The following is a 15,773-nucleotide window of genomic DNA, read 5'->3' on the forward strand; positions in this document are numbered from 1 at the left end:
GTCGGGATTCAATTTCTTATCCTTCGCAGTTATGCGCACAACGATCTCAGAGGGCCTCGCGACGGAACGCGAGGGGAAGCCCACCCCGTCAAAAGTGAACCGCTGCTCCAAGACGTATCCTCGGCTGAGATCCAGAGGGCAGGTCTTTTTTCTAGCACATTTTGGTTGAAGTTTATAGCGCAACCAATTTCGGTTGCAGAGCAGAGGCGGGTGATCATGGGCGGAATGGCAGAGCGCAGAATTCCTTATTTCAGCCAGTGGGAGACGCCTGATATGACCACGGCGGTGCTAGCGGAAGGAGCACGAGCCGCGCTGCTAAAGGACCCGCTTTGGGCAGGTTCGGGGGCGCGGGATGTCGAGGATTATGCCCGCTGGGCCGGCAATCTGTGTGGCATGGCCTGCCTGAAAATGATTCTTGCCGCGCGTACGGGCGAAATCATGCCGACCGTGGATCTGGCCATGGGATGCCGAGACTATGGCGGCTATGTCGAAGAACCGGATGGCAAGATCAAAGGGCTGATCTATGCGCCGTTCGTGCCCTTCGTCAAAGATCGGTTCGGCCTGAACGCGAGGGTCGTCACCGGAATTCCCGTCGCAGATATCGGCGATATTCTGACCCAATCCGAATTCTTCATCGCCTCCGTCCACCACTCCATTCGCTGGCCGGACACCGAGCCGCCGTCGAAGGGCGGACATCTTGTCCTGGTGACGGCGGTCAACTCAGACGCGATCCGCTTTCACAATCCCTCCGGGCATGAGCCTGCGACGCGCGAAAATGTCGAATTGCCCCTGGCGATATTCGACCAGTTCTTCGCCGGACGAGGGATCGTCATCGATCTCTAAAGACGGAAGATCTCTGGCGATCCCGGCATAATTTGTCTCATGCAAGCGCCTGCAGATAGCGCATGCCGGTGACCGGGCGCGGCTTGAAATCCATTTGTTCATAGAAGCGATGTGCCTGGACATTGCCGGTCGAGGCACTGACGGAGAGGTAGCCGCAGCCGGCCTTGCGGGCGATCTCGCGAGCGCGGTCGACGAGATGCTGACCGATGCCATGGCCGCGATGGCCGTCACGTACGAAGAGATGGTGCAGGTCCATGCCGCGCTGGCCTTCTTGCGCCCGGTAGAGCGGCACGAGGATGGCGTAGCCGATCAGCCCGGTTTCACCTTCCGCCACCAGCGCGGTAATCCACGGCACGGGGCCGAAGAGATCTCGTTCGAGCTGTTCCGGCGTCGCGGCGGAGGGATCGCCATGATGAGCGGCGAGCAGCCGGATCATGTCGTTCAACTCCGGCAAATCGCGCGGATGCGCGCTGCGGATGGTGATGACAGGCGGGCGGAGAAGTGAAATTTCGCTATCGTCCAGCATGAGGTCTTGCGTCCTTTTTCGAATATGCCGTCAGGACGCTGCCGATACAACAAAGCCGCCTGACGGCGGCTTGTTGACAATATGATCTGTCCCGGCCGCCCCTTACAGGTACAGCCAAAAATACGAGCGATTGTGGAGCGCGTGCGTGATCATGGGCGCATAGATGATCTGGAATGGCGGATTTGTCAATGGGGAGAGTTAACGCTCCTTCCCGCAGGCACGATCGGACAAGGCGCGGCGGCAATGCTCCGGGGGTTCGGCTCGTTGGCATTAAGATCGTACGCGTCAGTCTATCGCACCCCGCGCATCGCTAAGGGTGGGTTTTCTTCCAGTGGGAATTATAGTATACCCCCCTATATTATAGATGAGGCCGACATGTCCCATACTGTCCGTGAGCAAGCCAAGCTTCTTTCCCGCGTCCGCCGCCTCAAGGGGCAGATGGAGGCGGTGGAGCGGGCGTTGGAGGCTGAGCGGCCCTGCGGGGAGGTCTTGCAGCTTCTCGCGTCCATCCGCGGCGCCCTGACAGGACTGACCGGCGAGATATTGGAAGATCATTTGCGGGAGCACGTGCTCGAAGCCGAAAGCGAGCCGGCCCGCCGTCAGGCGGTCGATGAAATATCCGATGTGCTGAAGACCTATCTGCGCTGATCAGAGTCTTTGGGATATCCAACGGGAGACTGATGTCATGAGTACTTCTTCGGATGCGTTGACGCATAGCCATGTGTTTCTGGGCTCCGCTCACCGTCGCAACGAGCGCCGCGTCTGGCTGGTCATTGCGCTGACGACAGTGATGATGGTGGTCGAAATCGCCGCCGGGACGTTGTACGGCTCGATGGCGCTGGTTGCCGATGGCTGGCACATGTCGACGCATGCCAGCGCCATGCTGATTTCGGCACTGGCCTATCTCTATGCCCGTCGCCATGCCCATAATTCTCGCTTCACCTTCGGCACCGGAAAGCTCGGCGATCTCGCCGGCTTCGCCAGCGCCATCATCCTCGCCATGATCGCGCTCTTGATGGCTTGGGAAAGCCTGCTGCGATTGCAGAATCCGGTGGCAATCAATTTTCGCGAGGCGATCGCCATTGCCGTTGTCGGCCTCCTCGTCAATCTCGTCAGCGCCTGGCTGCTGCGCGACGACCACGACCACCATCATGGGCACTCCCATGCGCATGGACATGATCATCATCACCACCATGATCATGACCATCATCACGGTCATAATCACGGCAAGGACAACAATCTGCGCTCGGCCTATGTCCACGTCATTGCCGACGCCATGACCTCGGTTTTGGCCATCATCGCCCTTCTGCTCGGCAGCCGTTTCGGCTGGACCTTTCTCGATCCCTTGATGGGCATCGTCGGCGGCCTGGTGATCCTGCAGTGGTCCTTGAGCCTAGCGCGTGCCTCGGGTTCAATTCTGCTCGACTTCATTCCGCAGGGCGAGAACCTGCCGGATGAGATCCGGGTGCTCATTGAAACGGGCGATGACCGCATTACCGATCTGCATGTCTGGCAGGTCGGACCCGGCCACCATGCGGCGATCGTCGCTGTTGTAACGCCGGAGCCGCGCGATCCTGCCTTCTACAAGGCACGGCTGGCCGATATTCACGAACTGTCGCATGTCACCGTTGAAGTCGTGGTCAAAAAAGCAGCATAAGCCCTGAGGGAAACTGGCCCTGTCAGAGGGTTGCCATATTCCTCGCTTAGCTCAGAATTCGGCTGATTCCGCTGGAGGCTTCCGCATGTCCACATCGCTTACCCGCCGCCGCCTTTTGGCAGGCTCGGCGCTGCTTTTCCCCGCCCTGACATTTGGCCCCGAAACCCTCTTTGCGCAGAATACCAGCGCCAACAAGAGCCCCGACGCGACAGCTCCCGCGCCCGATGCATCCGATACTCAGGAGAATTCCGCGGCACCCGACAGCGGTCAGGACATGGAAGACGACCAGGGTCCCGATAATTCTCAGTTCACGGATGATGCCGACAAGCAGTTGGCGGATCTGGAAAAGAAGACGGGCGGTCGTCTTGGTGTTTCCGTGCTGGATACGGAAACCAATATTTCGCTCGGCTATCGCGAAGCCGAGCGGTTTGCATTGTGCAGCACCTATAAGGCGCTTGCGGTCGGTTTCGTGCTCGCGCGCGTCGATCAGGGCGTAGAGAAGCTCGATCGTCGTGTCACTTATGGCAAGGATGTTGTCGTTACCTATTCGCCGGAGACAGAAAAGCACGCCGGCACCGATGGCATGACGATCGCCGAACTCTGCGGCGCGGCGATCACGCTGAGCGACAACACCGCCGGCAATCTGCTGCTGGACAGCTTCGGTGGTCCGGCGGCGCTGACCGCATGGCTGCGCACGACCGGCGACACCGAAACCCGCCTCGACCGCAAGGAGCCCGACGTCAACCAGGCGATCAAGGACGATCCGCGCGACACAACGACGCCAGATTCCATGCTGGATACGATCGGCCTCCTGACGCTCGGCAATACGCTGTCCGAAACTTCGCGCGACCAGTTGACAAACTGGCTGGCCAACAACACCACCGGCAATGCCCGCCTGCGTGCCGGCTTGCCGAAGGAATGGAAGGTGGGCGACAAGACCGGCACGGGTCAGAACGGCTCCTACGCCGACGTCGCCGTGATCTGGCCTACCGACCGCGGCCCCATCCTCGTCACCACCTATGTCGGCGAGGCAACCGCCCCCGCAAAGGACATCGAGGCCGTCTTCGCCGAAGTCGGAAAGATCATCGCGGGCATGGTAGGGCTAAAATAGTAGCGTCTTGAAATGTGGGCAATAAAATCAAGGCGATACGATCTCGATGTGAATCAGGATCGTATCGCCTTGATGTCGTTTCGAGGAAGCTCAAGCGACGGATAAGGCAGCGGCGCTATCCGTTTCATCGCTGTCGTCGGCCTGATTATCGCCGCCGAGCTTCTTTTTGATTTCAGCGGCGATCTGATCGTTGATTGCCTTCTGCTCATCGGGTGGCAGTTGCTTGAGAGAATCTTCCGTCAGATTGTGTTTTTCCAGATATTGGGCGCGGATTTTTTCCGCAGGGGTCATGTGCGCCCACTTGGTAAATTCGTCCAGAATATCCTGGCTGGACGTATCGCTAGACGAATCCGAACCATTGATGCTGGGAGCCGCGCTGTCGCTCTCATCGGCGTCGGCATCTGATGTCGATGGGGCCGTCTGTCCAGTCTGGCCGAGCCAGAAGCCGGAGGAGATGGAGGAGGGGACGCCGCTGGACGTGATCGAAGGCGCCTGCGTCTGCTGCTGGTCGCTGTCGTCGGGCAGCATGAATGGCGTGCTGTCGTCAGTATCCGTATCCTGCCGGCTCTTGATCGGGCTGCTGAAAATGCTCTGGGTGCTATGATGAACTTTCATCGTCATGTCTCCCTGTGGTTGACGCGACGATGCCTCCGCAAACATGTCCGGGGCTTGTGTGCTAAGGCTCCCTTACGTTCCGCAGAAAGTCTGCAGCACCCGCTCCGCCGGCTGCGGCGGTTCGGCATAGGGCGCGAAGGCCGGCTGGTCCTCATAGGGCTTTGCAAGCACCGTCAGCAGCGCTTCGAACAATGAAAAATCCTCATCCTCGACCGCGGCTTCGATCGCCTGTTCGATTCGATGGTTGCGTGGAATGAATGCCGGGTTCACGCTCCGCATCGCCCGTGCTCGCTCGGCCGGTGCTTGCGGATCGCGGCTCAACCGTTCGCGCCAGAGCGTCAGCCACGGCTTGGTAGCTTCCGGATCCTTGAAACCGGCGGCAAAGGCCGTTTCGTTGTCCGCGCTATCGGCCAGCGCGCCAAGTCGGCGGAACGTCAACGTGAAATCCGCTTCCTGCTGTTGCATCAGCGTTAGCAGCGCCTGGATCAGATCGAGATCGTCGTCTTCCTCGGCTGCAAGGCCGATCTTGGCGCGCATGCCGGCAAGCCAAGGGGCCTGGAAGCGTTCGCCGTAGGCTTTGAGCACTGCATTTGCCAGGTCGACCGCTGCGTCCAGCGACGGATCGATCAACGACAGTAGGGTTTCACCGAGCCGAGCGATATTCCATTGGCCGATCGCGGGCTGGTTGGCATAGGCATAACGGCCCTGGTGATCGATCGAAGAAAAGACCATTGCCGAATTATAACTGTCCATGAAGGCGCAGGGACCATAGTCGATCGTCTCGCCGGAGATGGTCATATTGTCGGTATTCATCACGCCATGGATGAAGCCGACATGCAGCCAGCGCGCGATCAAGGCCGCCTGTCGTTCGGAAACGGCCTCCAATAGCGCCAGATAGCGATTTTCTCTGTCCTTGATCTCCGGATAATGTCGGTCGATGACATAATCGGCGAGGATACGCAGGCTGTCCGTATCGCCGCGGGCGGCGAAAAACTGGAATGTGCCGACACGGATATGGCTTGCCGCAACCCGGGTGAAAATCGCACCGGGCAGTACTTTCTCACGATAGACGCGCTCGCCGGTGGTAACCGCCGCCAGCGCCCGTGTCGTCGGAATGCCAAGGGCATGCATGGCTTCGCTGACGATATATTCGCGCAAGACCGGCCCGACCGCTGCCCGGCCGTCACCACGCCGCGAAAAGAGCGTCGGTCCGGCGCCCTTGAGCTGGATATCGCGGCGTCTGCCGCTACGATTGATGACTTCGCCAAGCAGGATTGCCCGGCCATCCCCGAGCTGCGGCACGAAGCCGCCGAACTGGTGGCCGGCATAGGCCATCGCAATCGGCTCGGAACCCGGCAGGAGCTTATTCCCGGAAAAGATCGCCGCCCCATCCCGTTCCAGTACATCGGCGTCCAACCCGAGATCGCCGGCCAATGCCCTATTGAACTTGACCAGCCGCGGCGCCGCCACCGGCGTCGGCGCCTGGTTCGCAAAAAACTGCGGCGGGAGACGCGCATAGCTATTGTCGAACGGTATCGGCCGCGCTTCGAGCACTGCATTGTCGTGAAGAGATGAGCTCATGCATCTAAGGTAGGGCTGGGGAGGGTACGGTGCAAGGCGCTTGCCCAAAGTAGGAGATTATCCTACTTTATCCCACTGAACGTGAGGAGTTCGCTATGAACGAGAAATTGAGCATCTCGCTTCCCAGTGAGATGGTTGCCGCCATAAAAAGCCGTGTCGACGCCGGAGTTTACGCCTCAACGAGCGAGGTGCTGCGTGCTGCTGTTCGGGTGTGGTTGCGGGAAGAGGAGGAATATCAACAACGGATCGCGGCGATCCGCCACAGGGTCGAGGCATCCTTGGATGATCCGAGATCGAATTTGAGTGGACACGAAGTCAAGCAGCGTCTTGATGCCTTTTTTGACAAACGCCGCTAACCTATGGAGCGATTTACGGTCGAATACCGTCCGGAAGCTGTTGAAAACCTTCTCGACATCGCCGCTTACGTGTTGGAGCAAAGCCAGAATATCAAGACGAGCGAAGGATACCTCAATCGCATCTACAGGCGCTGCGAAAAGATTGGCGATGCTCCCTTCGGCGGGGTCGCGCGAGACGATCTGGGACCTGGCATTCGCATGGCCGTTTTTGAACGAAGCGTCGTGATTCTCTATATCGCCGAGGGCGATCGAGTGCGTATCACGAACATAATTGCCGGTGGGCAGGACTACGAAACTCTGTTGCGATCACAACAGTAGATTCGCGATTTTGCAGTCTCGCCACGCTGCTTCTTTTCTCCGTCACCTCAAGCGCTCGCTGCCGTTCGCGGCAGGCAGGCTTCGCAGATTGCCGCAACGTGGCGATGGTCGGTACCGCAGCAGCCGCCGAGCACACGCAACTGCGGCATGCGGCGGGTAAGCTGCCGATAGCGACGGCCGAGATCGGCAGGGTCGCCGTCATCCAGCGTCTCGCTCTCGTCGAGTTCGGCATGGCTCATCATCGAGGCGTTGGCGCGTAGCCCCCAGATGCGTTTGACCCAAGCGCTATCCTCGTCAAGCGTGTTTTCAAAATGGCTCGGATGGGCGCAATTGATCATGTAGTAGGCGGGTGCGCAGCCGGTTGCAGCATCGGTACTTTCGATCGCTTCCTGTATCGTTCTTCCGGTCGCAAGCCTGCCGTCAGTCTCGACCGTGAACGAGATAGCGCATGGCATGCCTTGCGCCTCGGCGGCGCGAGCAATACCGATCGCCTCATTGATGGTATTGATCGTGAGTGCGGTCACCATGTCGGCCTCGGTGCCGGCGAAGCTCGCGATCTGCGGCGTGTGATAATCCTCGGCTTCCGCCGCATTCATCCTGCCCGCCTTGTAGCCGTCGCCGCGAGGGCCGATGTTTCCGCTAATAGTGATTGGGGCCGCAGGACGCTCATACTCCGCACGCAGCTCGCAAAGCAGCGTCACCGCATCCTCATTCACCGCTTTCAACGCTTGGGCATCATAGCCGAGCTTCTCGCCCCAATCGGCGTTGGCCCGCCATGTGGCGGTTTCAAGCACGAAGCCGGTGCCGCGACGACTGGCGATGTCGAGATAGCGTCGATAGTAATCCTTGATTTTCTCCCGTCCCTCCGGTGTTGCCAGAAGGACAAAGGAAGCGAATTGCGGCAGCTCGACGCCCTCATGAAAGATCAACACCGTTTCCATGCCACCATCTGTCAGGAATATACCGCCTTTCTGTTGCGGCAGATCGTTTCGATATTTGGCCATTGTGATCTCCACCCGTTGATATCCCCAGCCGTTCGTTGGCATCGCAGTGGTGGCGATTTTCTCTTATCGCCGTCTGCTAAAATAGGCGATTTGCGGTATACTATCGACGCGAGCAAGCATTTCATTTTCTATTCAATGGCTTACGGCCTCGGCCCCGCATTGATCCGGAGGCGCGGCGCGGCGTTTGTGCAACAATACTGTACCGTCGGTACAGGAGGGGATCATGCGAAAGGGTGAGGAAACGCGCAGCCGGCTGCTGGAGGTTGCCGAAGCCGCGGTGCTGGCGAAGGGTTTCGGCGGCACCTCCATCGATGAATTGATCGCCGAAACCGGCATTACCAAGAGCGGCTTCTTCTATCACTTCCGCGACAAGAACGAACTCGCTAAGGCCCTTATCCAGCGCTACATCGAAAACGACAACCGGATTTACGACGAGATTTTCGGGCGTGCCCGTGAGCTGATGGACGATCCACTGCAATCTTTCCTGCTTGGCCTGAAATTGCTGTCGGAATTGTTGTCCGATCTGCCGAATGGTCATCCAGGATGCCTGGTGGCAGGCTTCTGCTACTACGAACGGCTATTTGATCGCGAGGTTCAGGAGATCAACCGCGAGGCGGCCCTGACATGGCGGCGGCGATTTCGCCGCATGTTCGAGGAGATCATGGTGGTCTACGAGCCCCGCGAGCCGCTGGATGTCGATCAACTCGCCGATATGGTGTCGACCGTGCTCGAAGGCGGCATCGTGCTATCCAAGGCGTTGAAAGAACCGAACAGCCTGGCGGATCAGATCCTGGTCTTCCGCAGCTTCATCAAGATGCTGTTCCGGCCGCGTTTCAGCTAGCCCTCCATCTCCCGCGCCATCTCCGCCAGTTTCCTCACCGTATTGAGGTTCCGCGACGTGCCCGCCTTCAGCGCCGGCAACTTCAGTTTCGAGCGACCGGAGCCATCGGGATAGTGGACATAGATTTCCCTGCCGGCGATATGCACTTCTTCGCCGTCGGGTGCCACCAGCTTGTCCAGGGCATCGTCAGGTGCGGGTTCCGGAAGGAAGTTGACGAGCAGGTAGTTCGGTTTGGCGTGCGGAAAGGGTGAGCCTTCCGCTGCCGCCTCCAATTCCCGGCGGCTGCGCAGCAGCACGCCCGGCGATTTGCCCATTTTGAGCGCCAGTGCCTTTTCCAGATCCTTCTGTACGGTCGCCTCGGCCTTGTCAGAACGGAAAAGCACATTGCCGCTCTGGATATAGGTCTTCACGTCGGTAAAGCCGGTCTCTTCGCAGAGCGCTTTCAAATCCGCCATCGGCAGAGCGCCGGTGCCGCCGACATTGACGGCACGCAACAGGGCGACATAGACCGGCATGGGCTCCTCCCGAGATTTGCTAGATCTTCCCGGCGACCTTGATGGCGAAGCCGTATTCGAAGGCGATCTCTTCCAGGCGCTGGAAACGGCCCGAAGCGCCGCCATGGCCGGCATCCATGTTTGTCTTCAAGAGGATCGGCGCGTCTCCGGTGGTCTTTTCACGCAGCTTGGCCACCCATTTCGCCGGTTCCCAATAGGTGACGCGCGGATCGGTCAGGCCGCCGAGCGCCAGAATTGGCGGGTAAGGCTTCTCACCGACATTGTCATAGGGGCTGTAGGCTGCGATCTGCTCGTATTCTTCCTTGCTGTCGATCGGATTGCCCCATTCCGGCCATTCCGGCGGCGTCAGCGGCAGCGTGTCGTCCAGCATGGTGTTGAGCACGTCGACGAAGGGTACGGCAGCGATGATGCCGGCGAATTTCTCCGGCGCCATGTTGGCGATGGCGCCCATCAGCATGCCGCCGGCCGAGCCGCCCTCGGCGATGATCTTCGCGTAGGAGGTGAACTTCTGCTCATTCAAATAGTCGGCCGCAGCAATGAAGTCCTCGAAGGTATTGGTCTTCTTGTCCATCTTGCCGTCTTCGTACCAGGCGAAGCCCTTGTCCTTGCCGCCACGGATATGGGCGATGGCATAGACGAAGCCACGGTCGGCAAGCGACAGGCAATTGGTGTTGAAGCCGGCGGGGATGGTGATGCCGTAGGCGCCATAGCCGTAAAGGAGGCAGGGCGCGGATCCGTCGAGCGGCGTATCCTTACGATAGAGCAGGGTCACCGGCACCCGTTCGCCGTCCCAGGCAGGGGCGAAGACGCGACGCGTGACGTAGTCGTCCGGATTGTGGCCTGAGGGAACCTCCTGTGTCTTCAGCAAAGTGCGCTCGCGCGTCACCATGTTGTAGTCATAAAGCTGGCTCGGCGTCGTCATCGAGGAGTAGGAGAAACGGATGACGTCGGTGTCGTATTCGGCGGCGCCCTGCAGGCCGAGCGAATAGGCCTCCTCGTCGAAGGCAATGGCATGTTCTTCGCCGCTGCGCCGGTCACGGACGATGATCCGCGGCAGGCCGTCCTTGCGCTCCAGCCAGATGAGATGGCGGGCATAGGCCATGTGATTGAGGATCAGCGTGCCCGGCTTATGAGCCACGACATCGCGCCAGTTTTCCTTGGCCGGTTTGTCGACCGGCGTTTCCATGATCTTGAAATCCTTGGCATCGCCGTCATTGGTGAGGATGTAGAAGACATCGCCGCCTTCCGCCATTTCATACTCGATGCCGGTGTCGCGCGCGGCCACCAGTCTCGGTTCGGCCGTCAGATCGGAGGTCGGGATGATGCGGTATTCGCTGGTCTCGTGATCGTGGATGTCGATGAAGACGTAGTCATCCAGCAATGAGCCGCCGACGCCCATGAAGAAGCCGGAATCCTCCTCTTCATAAACCAGCCGGTCGTCCGATTGCGGTGTGCCGACAATGTGGTGGAAGATCTTTGAGGGACGATGGTTCTCGTCCTGCAGCGTATAGAAGAAGCTCTTGCCGTCAGGCGCCCAGACACCGCCGCCGCCGGTGTTTTCGATCACGTCGGCAAGGTCTTCGCCGGTTTCCAGATTGCGGACCTTCAGCGTGAAATATTCCGAGCCCTTGTCGTCATAGCCCCAGATGCCATGGCTGTGATCCGTGGAATGATCGATGCCGGAGAGGCGGAAATAGGACTTTCCTTCGTTTTCCTTGTCACCGTTGAGGAGCAGCTTGCGCTCGCCGCCATTGCGCGCCTCGCGGAAATAGTGCGGCTGTTCGCCGCCGGTGACGTAGAGCGTGCCATAGGCATAAGGCCCGTCCTTGACCGGCACGGAGCTGTCATCCTCCTTGATACGGCCCTTCATTTCGGCAAACAACGCCTTCTGCAGCTCTTTCGTATCCGCCATGGCGGCGTTCATATAGGCGTTCTCAGCCTCCAGATGCGCGCGGATTTCCGGATCGAGGATAGACGTGTCCTTGAACATCGCCTGCCAATTGTCGGCGCGCAGCCAGGCGTAATCGTCGCTGCGGCTGATGCCGTGGCGCGTGTCCGTGACCGGTTTTTTCGCAGCGGCGGGCGGGGTGGGGAGGCTCTTGAATGAAGACACGGGCAGGCTTTCTCCGGGATCAATGTCGGATATGAGGTGAGGAAGAGATAGAGGGCGCTTGCGTGAGGTTCAAGCGGCATTTGCCTGCTTAAGCCTCACGTAAGGGGATGATAACAGGCTTTAAATCTAGCTGACGGCGGCAAAAGAACTCGTTCAGAGCTGCCTTGATGTGACCACATTCTTTAACGAAGTCCGCTTATGTTGCGTCGATAATAAGGCGGCTTGAACCGCCTGGTCGAAGAGACGCTTCCCAGCCCGCAGTCAAGCAAGGGATCGGTCTTCATGCTGAAATTCATCGCCATTCTCATGCCGTTGGCCGCCATTGCGACGTCCGCTTTTGCCGTGGACGCGACCATGAAGAAGGAACTGGAGAAGCTCGATCCCTCCGAGCGGATGGAGCAGACCTGCGATGCTGAGGCCATGAAACGGATCGGCACCGAGCAGACCGGCTTCAAGCCCGACAAGGTCATCGCCTACACCTTCAGCGACCCTGCTATGGCCCCGGACTCGATGAATGCTCCCGGCGCGGTCTTTCGCAGCAAGGGGGATTGGTATCATCTCTCCTATCAGTGCACGACCGGCCCGCAGCATATTCATGTTCGGGATATGAACTACGCAATCGGCGAGAAGGTGCCGCGCGATAGCTGGCAAAAATATTATCTCTACGATTGATGCCTTCAGCGCCGTCTTTGGCGCTCTAGCCGGTAGAGTTCGGAGAGAACATGCTCCTGCACATCGGCATCCTGATGACAGACGGCGTCCGTCAGATCGCGTAGCGTTCCTCTCAGCGCATGAAGCTGATCTACCAGATCCATGACCAGATCGACTCCAGGCTCGTTGACGCCCATCGCGTTGATGAGGTCGAGGATCAACTGCCCGCGCGCCAGGTCGGCTTCGCGGAAATGCCGGCCTTCCCCGGTCGTTTCGGGAATGAGCCAGCCCTGTTCGATCCAAACGTCCAGCACCGCATTGTCGATCTCGAGGCGCAAACGAAACTCGCTCTCGTTCATGGCTCAGCCTCCCATGGTCTTTCTGGGATCATGCGTCTTGCCGGCCTGCCATTCGGAAACAAAGGCCGCAAGGTCCGCATCCGGCGCATCCGGCAGGACGATCTTCAACGAAACATAGGCGTCGCCGTTTTCCTTGCCAGGCACCGGCGCACCTTTGCCTTTCAGCCGCAGAACCTTGCCCGTGTTGGAGTTCGGCTGAAGGGTCACCGTGACCGGCCCGGAAGGCGTGGGCACACGGATTTTGCCGCCAAGCACCGCCTCCGCAAGCGAAATCGGCAATTCAAGTCTGATATCGTTGCCGTCGCGAACGAAGAAACGATGCGGGCGTACATGCACCTCGATCAGCGCATCCCCGGAGGCGCCGCCGCCAAAACCGGGATCGCCCTTGCCGCGCAGGCGCAGTGTCTGCCCGTCGCGGGTTCCCGGCGGTATCTGCACGTCGAGCGCCGGTCCGTCCGGCAGGCTGATCTGCTTTTTCGCGCCGTTGATGGCGTCGAGAAAGTCGACCTCCATGGAGTAGTGGCGATCCTGACCTTGCATTCCCGATTGGCCTCGGCTGCGACGTGAGAAGAAACTGGAAAGTATATCGTCGGCATCGCCGAAATCGGCGAAACCACCCGTGTTGCGATAGGGGCCGCGCTGGCCCTCGCTCGTCGCGTAATCGCGATAATAGCTACGTGGCGGCTGCTCCGCGCCGGTATTGTCGATCTCGCCGCGGTCAAAGCGCGCGCGCTTGTCCTCGTCGCCGAGGATGCCGTAAGCCGCGGAGACTTCCTTGAATTTATCCTCGGCTTGCTTATCGCCGGGGTTCAGATCGGGATGTAGCTTTTTCGCAAGCTTGCGATAGGCGCTTTGAATGTCTTTTTGCGGGGCGTCCCGTTTTACGCCCAGAATATCATAGGGATCACGGCTCATGGATGTTTCCCTTTGGGAGCATAGGAAAAGACGCAGATAGTGATCGGCAGGCGTGGTATCAATCGTATCATAAATGATAGCGCCTCTAGCCGCGACCCGGCAGAATGAACCATTGGCGCATTTGTGATGGGGAACAGGCGGCTTTGCGGGCAAGCCGCCATATTTCCGTCGCCTTGCCGGACGATGGCGGGCGCAGCGGCAAAGGAGTCTATGGCAATTATGCGCCTTTTCCGACAGACTTCATTTCATTCGATCCAACCGGTGGCTGCCTGATGAACCGTTTTGTGCTGACGTCCGCATTCGTGCTCGCCGCTTCGGCCGCCTTTGCCGCCGAGCCTTCGGAAAAGCCCGTTGTCTGGCCGCAGCTCCCGCCGAAGGCGGCGGTGTCGAACGTCAAGTTGGTCGAGCCCCATCTACACGTCAACCGCGCAGGCAAGGGCGCGCCGCGCATCGCCCTGACCTTCGATGCCTGCATGGGCAAGACCGATCCGCGCATCCTCAGCACACTAGTCGATCAGCATATCCCGGCGACGATCTTCGTCACCGCTCGATGGCTGCGCAGCAATCCCGAAGCGCTTGCCGTCTTCCTCGCTCATCCCGATATTTTCGAGCTTGAGGATCACGGTCAGAACCATATTCCCGCGGTCGATATCCCAACGACGGTCTATGGCATTCCCGCTGCCGGCTCGCCGCAGGCGGTCGCGCAGGAGGTCAAAGGCGGCGCTGATGCCATGATGGCCGCTGGCATTCCTCAGCCGCATTGGTTCCGGGGCGCGACGGCGAAATATAGCCTCTCGGCTATCGCTCAGATTCGCGGCATGGGCTATCGCATCGCAGGCTATTCCGTCAACGGCGACAGCGGCTCGCTGCTGCCGGCCAAGATGGTGGAAAAACAATATGCCTCCGCCAAGGATGGCGACGTCATCATCTCGCACATCAACCAGCCGACCCATACCGCCGGCGAAGGCGTCGCCGCGAGCATCTTGGCGCTGAAGGCCAAGGGCGTGCAGTTCGTCCGCCTGCAGGATATCCCCGAGCAGGGTGATGACGACACGACGAACTGAGGCGTTTTCGGTGTCGGCGCCGATAGCTGATGCCTTCACTGCGGTAGTTGCGGCTGCACCTTTTCCTCGAAGAACAGCTCGTTGACTACGGTCATGACGATCAGCGACAGCGGCAGGGCGAGCATTGCGCCGACGGCGCCCCACATCCACGTCCAGAAGATGATGGCAAGGAAGACGATGAAGGGATTGAGTTCCCATTGTCGGCCCATCACTGCCGGAAAAACCAGATTTTCCACGGTGAGATGGACGGAGAAGAACGCGGCGGCGGGGAGGAGACCGAAGATGATATCGTCATGGGTGATGATGCCGGCGATCGCCAGCGCGGTCGTTATCGTCGTGATGCCGACGAACGGGACGAAGCTGGAAAGAAAGGCGAATATTCCCCAGAGGATCGGCGTGCCCATGCCGCCGATATAGGCGATGACCGTCATCACCACGCCGAGGCCCACATAGATCAGCGACGCCGTCGCAAAGTAGAAGCCGAGCACCTGCTCCACCGCATTGATGATGCGGATCGCCGTCAGCCGTGATGCCCGGGTGGAGAAGGTCATGATGATCGTCTTGCGCAGGCTGATGCGGCCGGCAAGGAACAACAGCAGCGCCGCAAAAAAGAGCAGGCCCTGGACGATGGCGGGCGTGAGGCTGGCGGCGAGAAGATGCAGCACATTGCCGGTGTTTTCGAGCAGCACATTGATGGACATCGGTCCGCTTTCAAAGGTTTGCGGTGTGATGTGCAACCATTTGATCTGTTCGAGATAGGGCATCAGCCGATCGACGGTACGCTGGAAAACGTTAGGCCCTTCCTGGGCGAGCGTCGCCATCGGCCCGGCGAGTGAATTGATGATCAGGAAGATGACCAGCGCCACCGCCGATGACAACAGAACGGCGTTGAGGACGCGCGGTACGCCGAGCTTGCTGAGCTTTTCCGCAGCCAGCCCGAGGATCATGCCGACGACGACGGCCAGGGTTACAGGGATGAGGATGATCGACATCATGTAGACGCCTGCCAGCGCCAGCACAAGGAATATGCCGATGAGAGCCCAGGCGGAGGCAATATCCAGCGCGTCCTTCTCGACGGGTGCTGACGAGCCGTTGTCCAACTGCTCGGTGTCCGCTCGCAACGCATCCACCCAGGCGCTGGAACGCCTTTCGCTCGTCGCTCCCAATCTGCGCGCCTGTTTGCGTATGCCGTTGGCGATATCCATTCCGGACATGTCCCCGAAACCCCATTGCTTCGGTATGCAAACGCGAAAGGCCCGCCCTGGTTCCGGGGCGGGCCTTTGACATCATGGGTCAGCGGATTC

General features: G+C 59.5%; 18 protein-coding genes. 9 read left to right on the forward strand and 9 right to left on the reverse strand.

What is annotated here, in order from left to right; translation table 11 throughout:
- The first annotated feature begins 225 nt into the window (after nt 1–225).
- Nucleotides 226–843, forward strand: coding sequence for a C39 family peptidase (locus NXC24_RS05595; protein ID WP_104825025.1), 618 nt, complete (start codon nt 226–228; stop codon nt 841–843).
- Between the two features lie 37 nt (nt 844–880).
- On the opposite strand, the gene NXC24_RS05600 is transcribed toward NXC24_RS05595, so the two are convergent.
- Complete coding sequence (locus NXC24_RS05600) at nt 881–1,369, reverse strand: GNAT family N-acetyltransferase (RefSeq protein WP_104822404.1); 489 nt, start codon at nt 1,367–1,369, stop codon at nt 881–883.
- Between the two features lie 375 nt (nt 1,370–1,744).
- Between NXC24_RS05600 and dmeR the strand changes: the two genes are divergently transcribed.
- The 3 genes from dmeR to bla all read left to right on the forward strand — a co-directional run bounded on the left by dmeR (nt 1,745) and on the right by bla (nt 4,137).
- Nucleotides 1,745–2,017: a Ni(II)/Co(II)-sensing transcriptional repressor DmeR gene (gene dmeR, locus NXC24_RS05605; RefSeq protein WP_104822405.1), complete on the forward strand. Its 273-nt coding sequence runs from the start codon at nt 1,745–1,747 to the stop codon at nt 2,015–2,017.
- Nucleotides 2,018–2,054: 37 nt separating this feature from the next.
- Nucleotides 2,055–3,026, forward strand: a complete 972-nt coding sequence (gene dmeF / locus NXC24_RS05610) for a CDF family Co(II)/Ni(II) efflux transporter DmeF (protein ID WP_104822406.1) — start codon at nt 2,055–2,057, stop codon at nt 3,024–3,026.
- A gap of 85 nt (nt 3,027–3,111) precedes the next feature.
- On the forward strand, nt 3,112–4,137 hold the full coding sequence (bla, locus tag NXC24_RS05615) for a class A beta-lactamase (protein ID WP_104822407.1): 1,026 nt from the start codon (nt 3,112–3,114) through the stop codon (nt 4,135–4,137).
- A 90-nt stretch (nt 4,138–4,227) separates the two neighbouring features.
- Here the strand turns inward: bla and NXC24_RS05620 are convergent, their stop codons facing one another.
- Together NXC24_RS05620 and NXC24_RS05625 are read right to left on the reverse strand one after the other, a co-directional pair.
- A complete protein-coding gene (locus NXC24_RS05620) occupies nt 4,228–4,752 on the reverse strand; it encodes a hypothetical protein (protein ID WP_104822408.1) in 525 nt (174 codons plus the stop codon).
- 72 nt (nt 4,753–4,824) lie between these two features.
- Nucleotides 4,825–6,333 (reverse strand): protein adenylyltransferase SelO, encoded by a 1,509-nt coding sequence (locus tag NXC24_RS05625; protein WP_104822409.1) that lies wholly within the window; start codon nt 6,331–6,333, stop codon nt 4,825–4,827.
- A 95-nt stretch (nt 6,334–6,428) separates the two neighbouring features.
- Between NXC24_RS05625 and NXC24_RS05630 the strand changes: the two genes are divergently transcribed.
- Together NXC24_RS05630 and NXC24_RS05635 are read left to right on the forward strand one after the other, a co-directional pair.
- Nucleotides 6,429–6,689 carry a ribbon-helix-helix domain-containing protein gene (locus tag NXC24_RS05630; protein ID WP_104822410.1) on the forward strand — a complete coding sequence of 87 codons (261 nt, stop codon included), beginning with the start codon at nt 6,429–6,431 and terminating at the stop codon, nt 6,687–6,689.
- 3 nt (nt 6,690–6,692) lie between these two features.
- Nucleotides 6,693–7,007, forward strand: a complete 315-nt coding sequence (locus tag NXC24_RS05635; RefSeq protein WP_104822411.1) for a type II toxin-antitoxin system RelE/ParE family toxin — start codon at nt 6,693–6,695, stop codon at nt 7,005–7,007.
- 47 nt (nt 7,008–7,054) lie between these two features.
- Here NXC24_RS05635 and NXC24_RS05640 read toward each other — a convergent pair whose 3' ends face one another.
- Nucleotides 7,055–8,011 carry a homocysteine S-methyltransferase family protein gene (locus NXC24_RS05640; RefSeq protein ID WP_104822412.1) on the reverse strand — a complete coding sequence of 319 codons (957 nt, stop codon included), beginning with the start codon at nt 8,009–8,011 and terminating at the stop codon, nt 7,055–7,057.
- 223 nt (nt 8,012–8,234) lie between these two features.
- Here NXC24_RS05640 and NXC24_RS05645 point away from each other — a divergent pair, with 223 nt between their 5' ends.
- Nucleotides 8,235–8,852, forward strand: a complete 618-nt coding sequence (locus NXC24_RS05645; protein ID WP_104822413.1) for a TetR/AcrR family transcriptional regulator — start codon at nt 8,235–8,237, stop codon at nt 8,850–8,852.
- Here NXC24_RS05645 and NXC24_RS05650 read toward each other — a convergent pair.
- The gene (locus NXC24_RS05650) at nt 8,849–9,367 is read right to left on the reverse strand and encodes a DUF1697 domain-containing protein (protein WP_104822414.1); all 519 of its coding nucleotides are present in this window, start codon (nt 9,365–9,367) and stop codon (nt 8,849–8,851) included. The genes NXC24_RS05645 and NXC24_RS05650 overlap by 4 nt on opposite strands.
- A gap of 19 nt (nt 9,368–9,386) precedes the next feature.
- A complete protein-coding gene (locus NXC24_RS05655; protein ID WP_104822415.1) occupies nt 9,387–11,480 on the reverse strand; it encodes a S9 family peptidase in 2,094 nt (697 codons plus the stop codon).
- A 282-nt stretch (nt 11,481–11,762) separates the two neighbouring features.
- On the opposite strand from NXC24_RS05655, the gene NXC24_RS05660 reads away from it, so the two are divergent.
- On the forward strand, nt 11,763–12,152 hold the full coding sequence (locus NXC24_RS05660) for a DUF930 domain-containing protein (protein ID WP_104825026.1): 390 nt from the start codon (nt 11,763–11,765) through the stop codon (nt 12,150–12,152).
- A 5-nt stretch (nt 12,153–12,157) separates the two neighbouring features.
- On the opposite strand, the gene NXC24_RS05665 is transcribed toward NXC24_RS05660, so the two are convergent.
- Together NXC24_RS05665 and NXC24_RS05670 are read right to left on the reverse strand one after the other, a co-directional pair.
- Complete coding sequence (locus NXC24_RS05665; protein WP_104822416.1) at nt 12,158–12,490, reverse strand: chaperone modulator CbpM; 333 nt, start codon at nt 12,488–12,490, stop codon at nt 12,158–12,160.
- 3 nt (nt 12,491–12,493) lie between these two features.
- On the reverse strand, nt 12,494–13,405 hold the full coding sequence (locus NXC24_RS05670; RefSeq protein WP_104822417.1) for a DnaJ C-terminal domain-containing protein: 912 nt from the start codon (nt 13,403–13,405) through the stop codon (nt 12,494–12,496).
- Between the two features lie 272 nt (nt 13,406–13,677).
- On the opposite strand from NXC24_RS05670, the gene NXC24_RS05675 reads away from it, so the two are divergent.
- The gene (locus NXC24_RS05675; protein WP_104825027.1) at nt 13,678–14,469 is read left to right on the forward strand and encodes a polysaccharide deacetylase family protein; all 792 of its coding nucleotides are present in this window, start codon (nt 13,678–13,680) and stop codon (nt 14,467–14,469) included.
- A 35-nt stretch (nt 14,470–14,504) separates the two neighbouring features.
- Here NXC24_RS05675 and NXC24_RS05680 read toward each other — a convergent pair whose 3' ends face one another.
- The gene (locus NXC24_RS05680; protein ID WP_104822418.1) at nt 14,505–15,674 is read right to left on the reverse strand and encodes an AI-2E family transporter; all 1,170 of its coding nucleotides are present in this window, start codon (nt 15,672–15,674) and stop codon (nt 14,505–14,507) included.
- Nucleotides 15,675–15,773 lie beyond the last annotated feature (99 nt).

The sequence above is a fragment of the Rhizobium sp. NXC24 genome, from assembly GCF_002944315.1.
Lineage (GTDB): Bacteria > Pseudomonadota > Alphaproteobacteria > Rhizobiales > Rhizobiaceae > Rhizobium.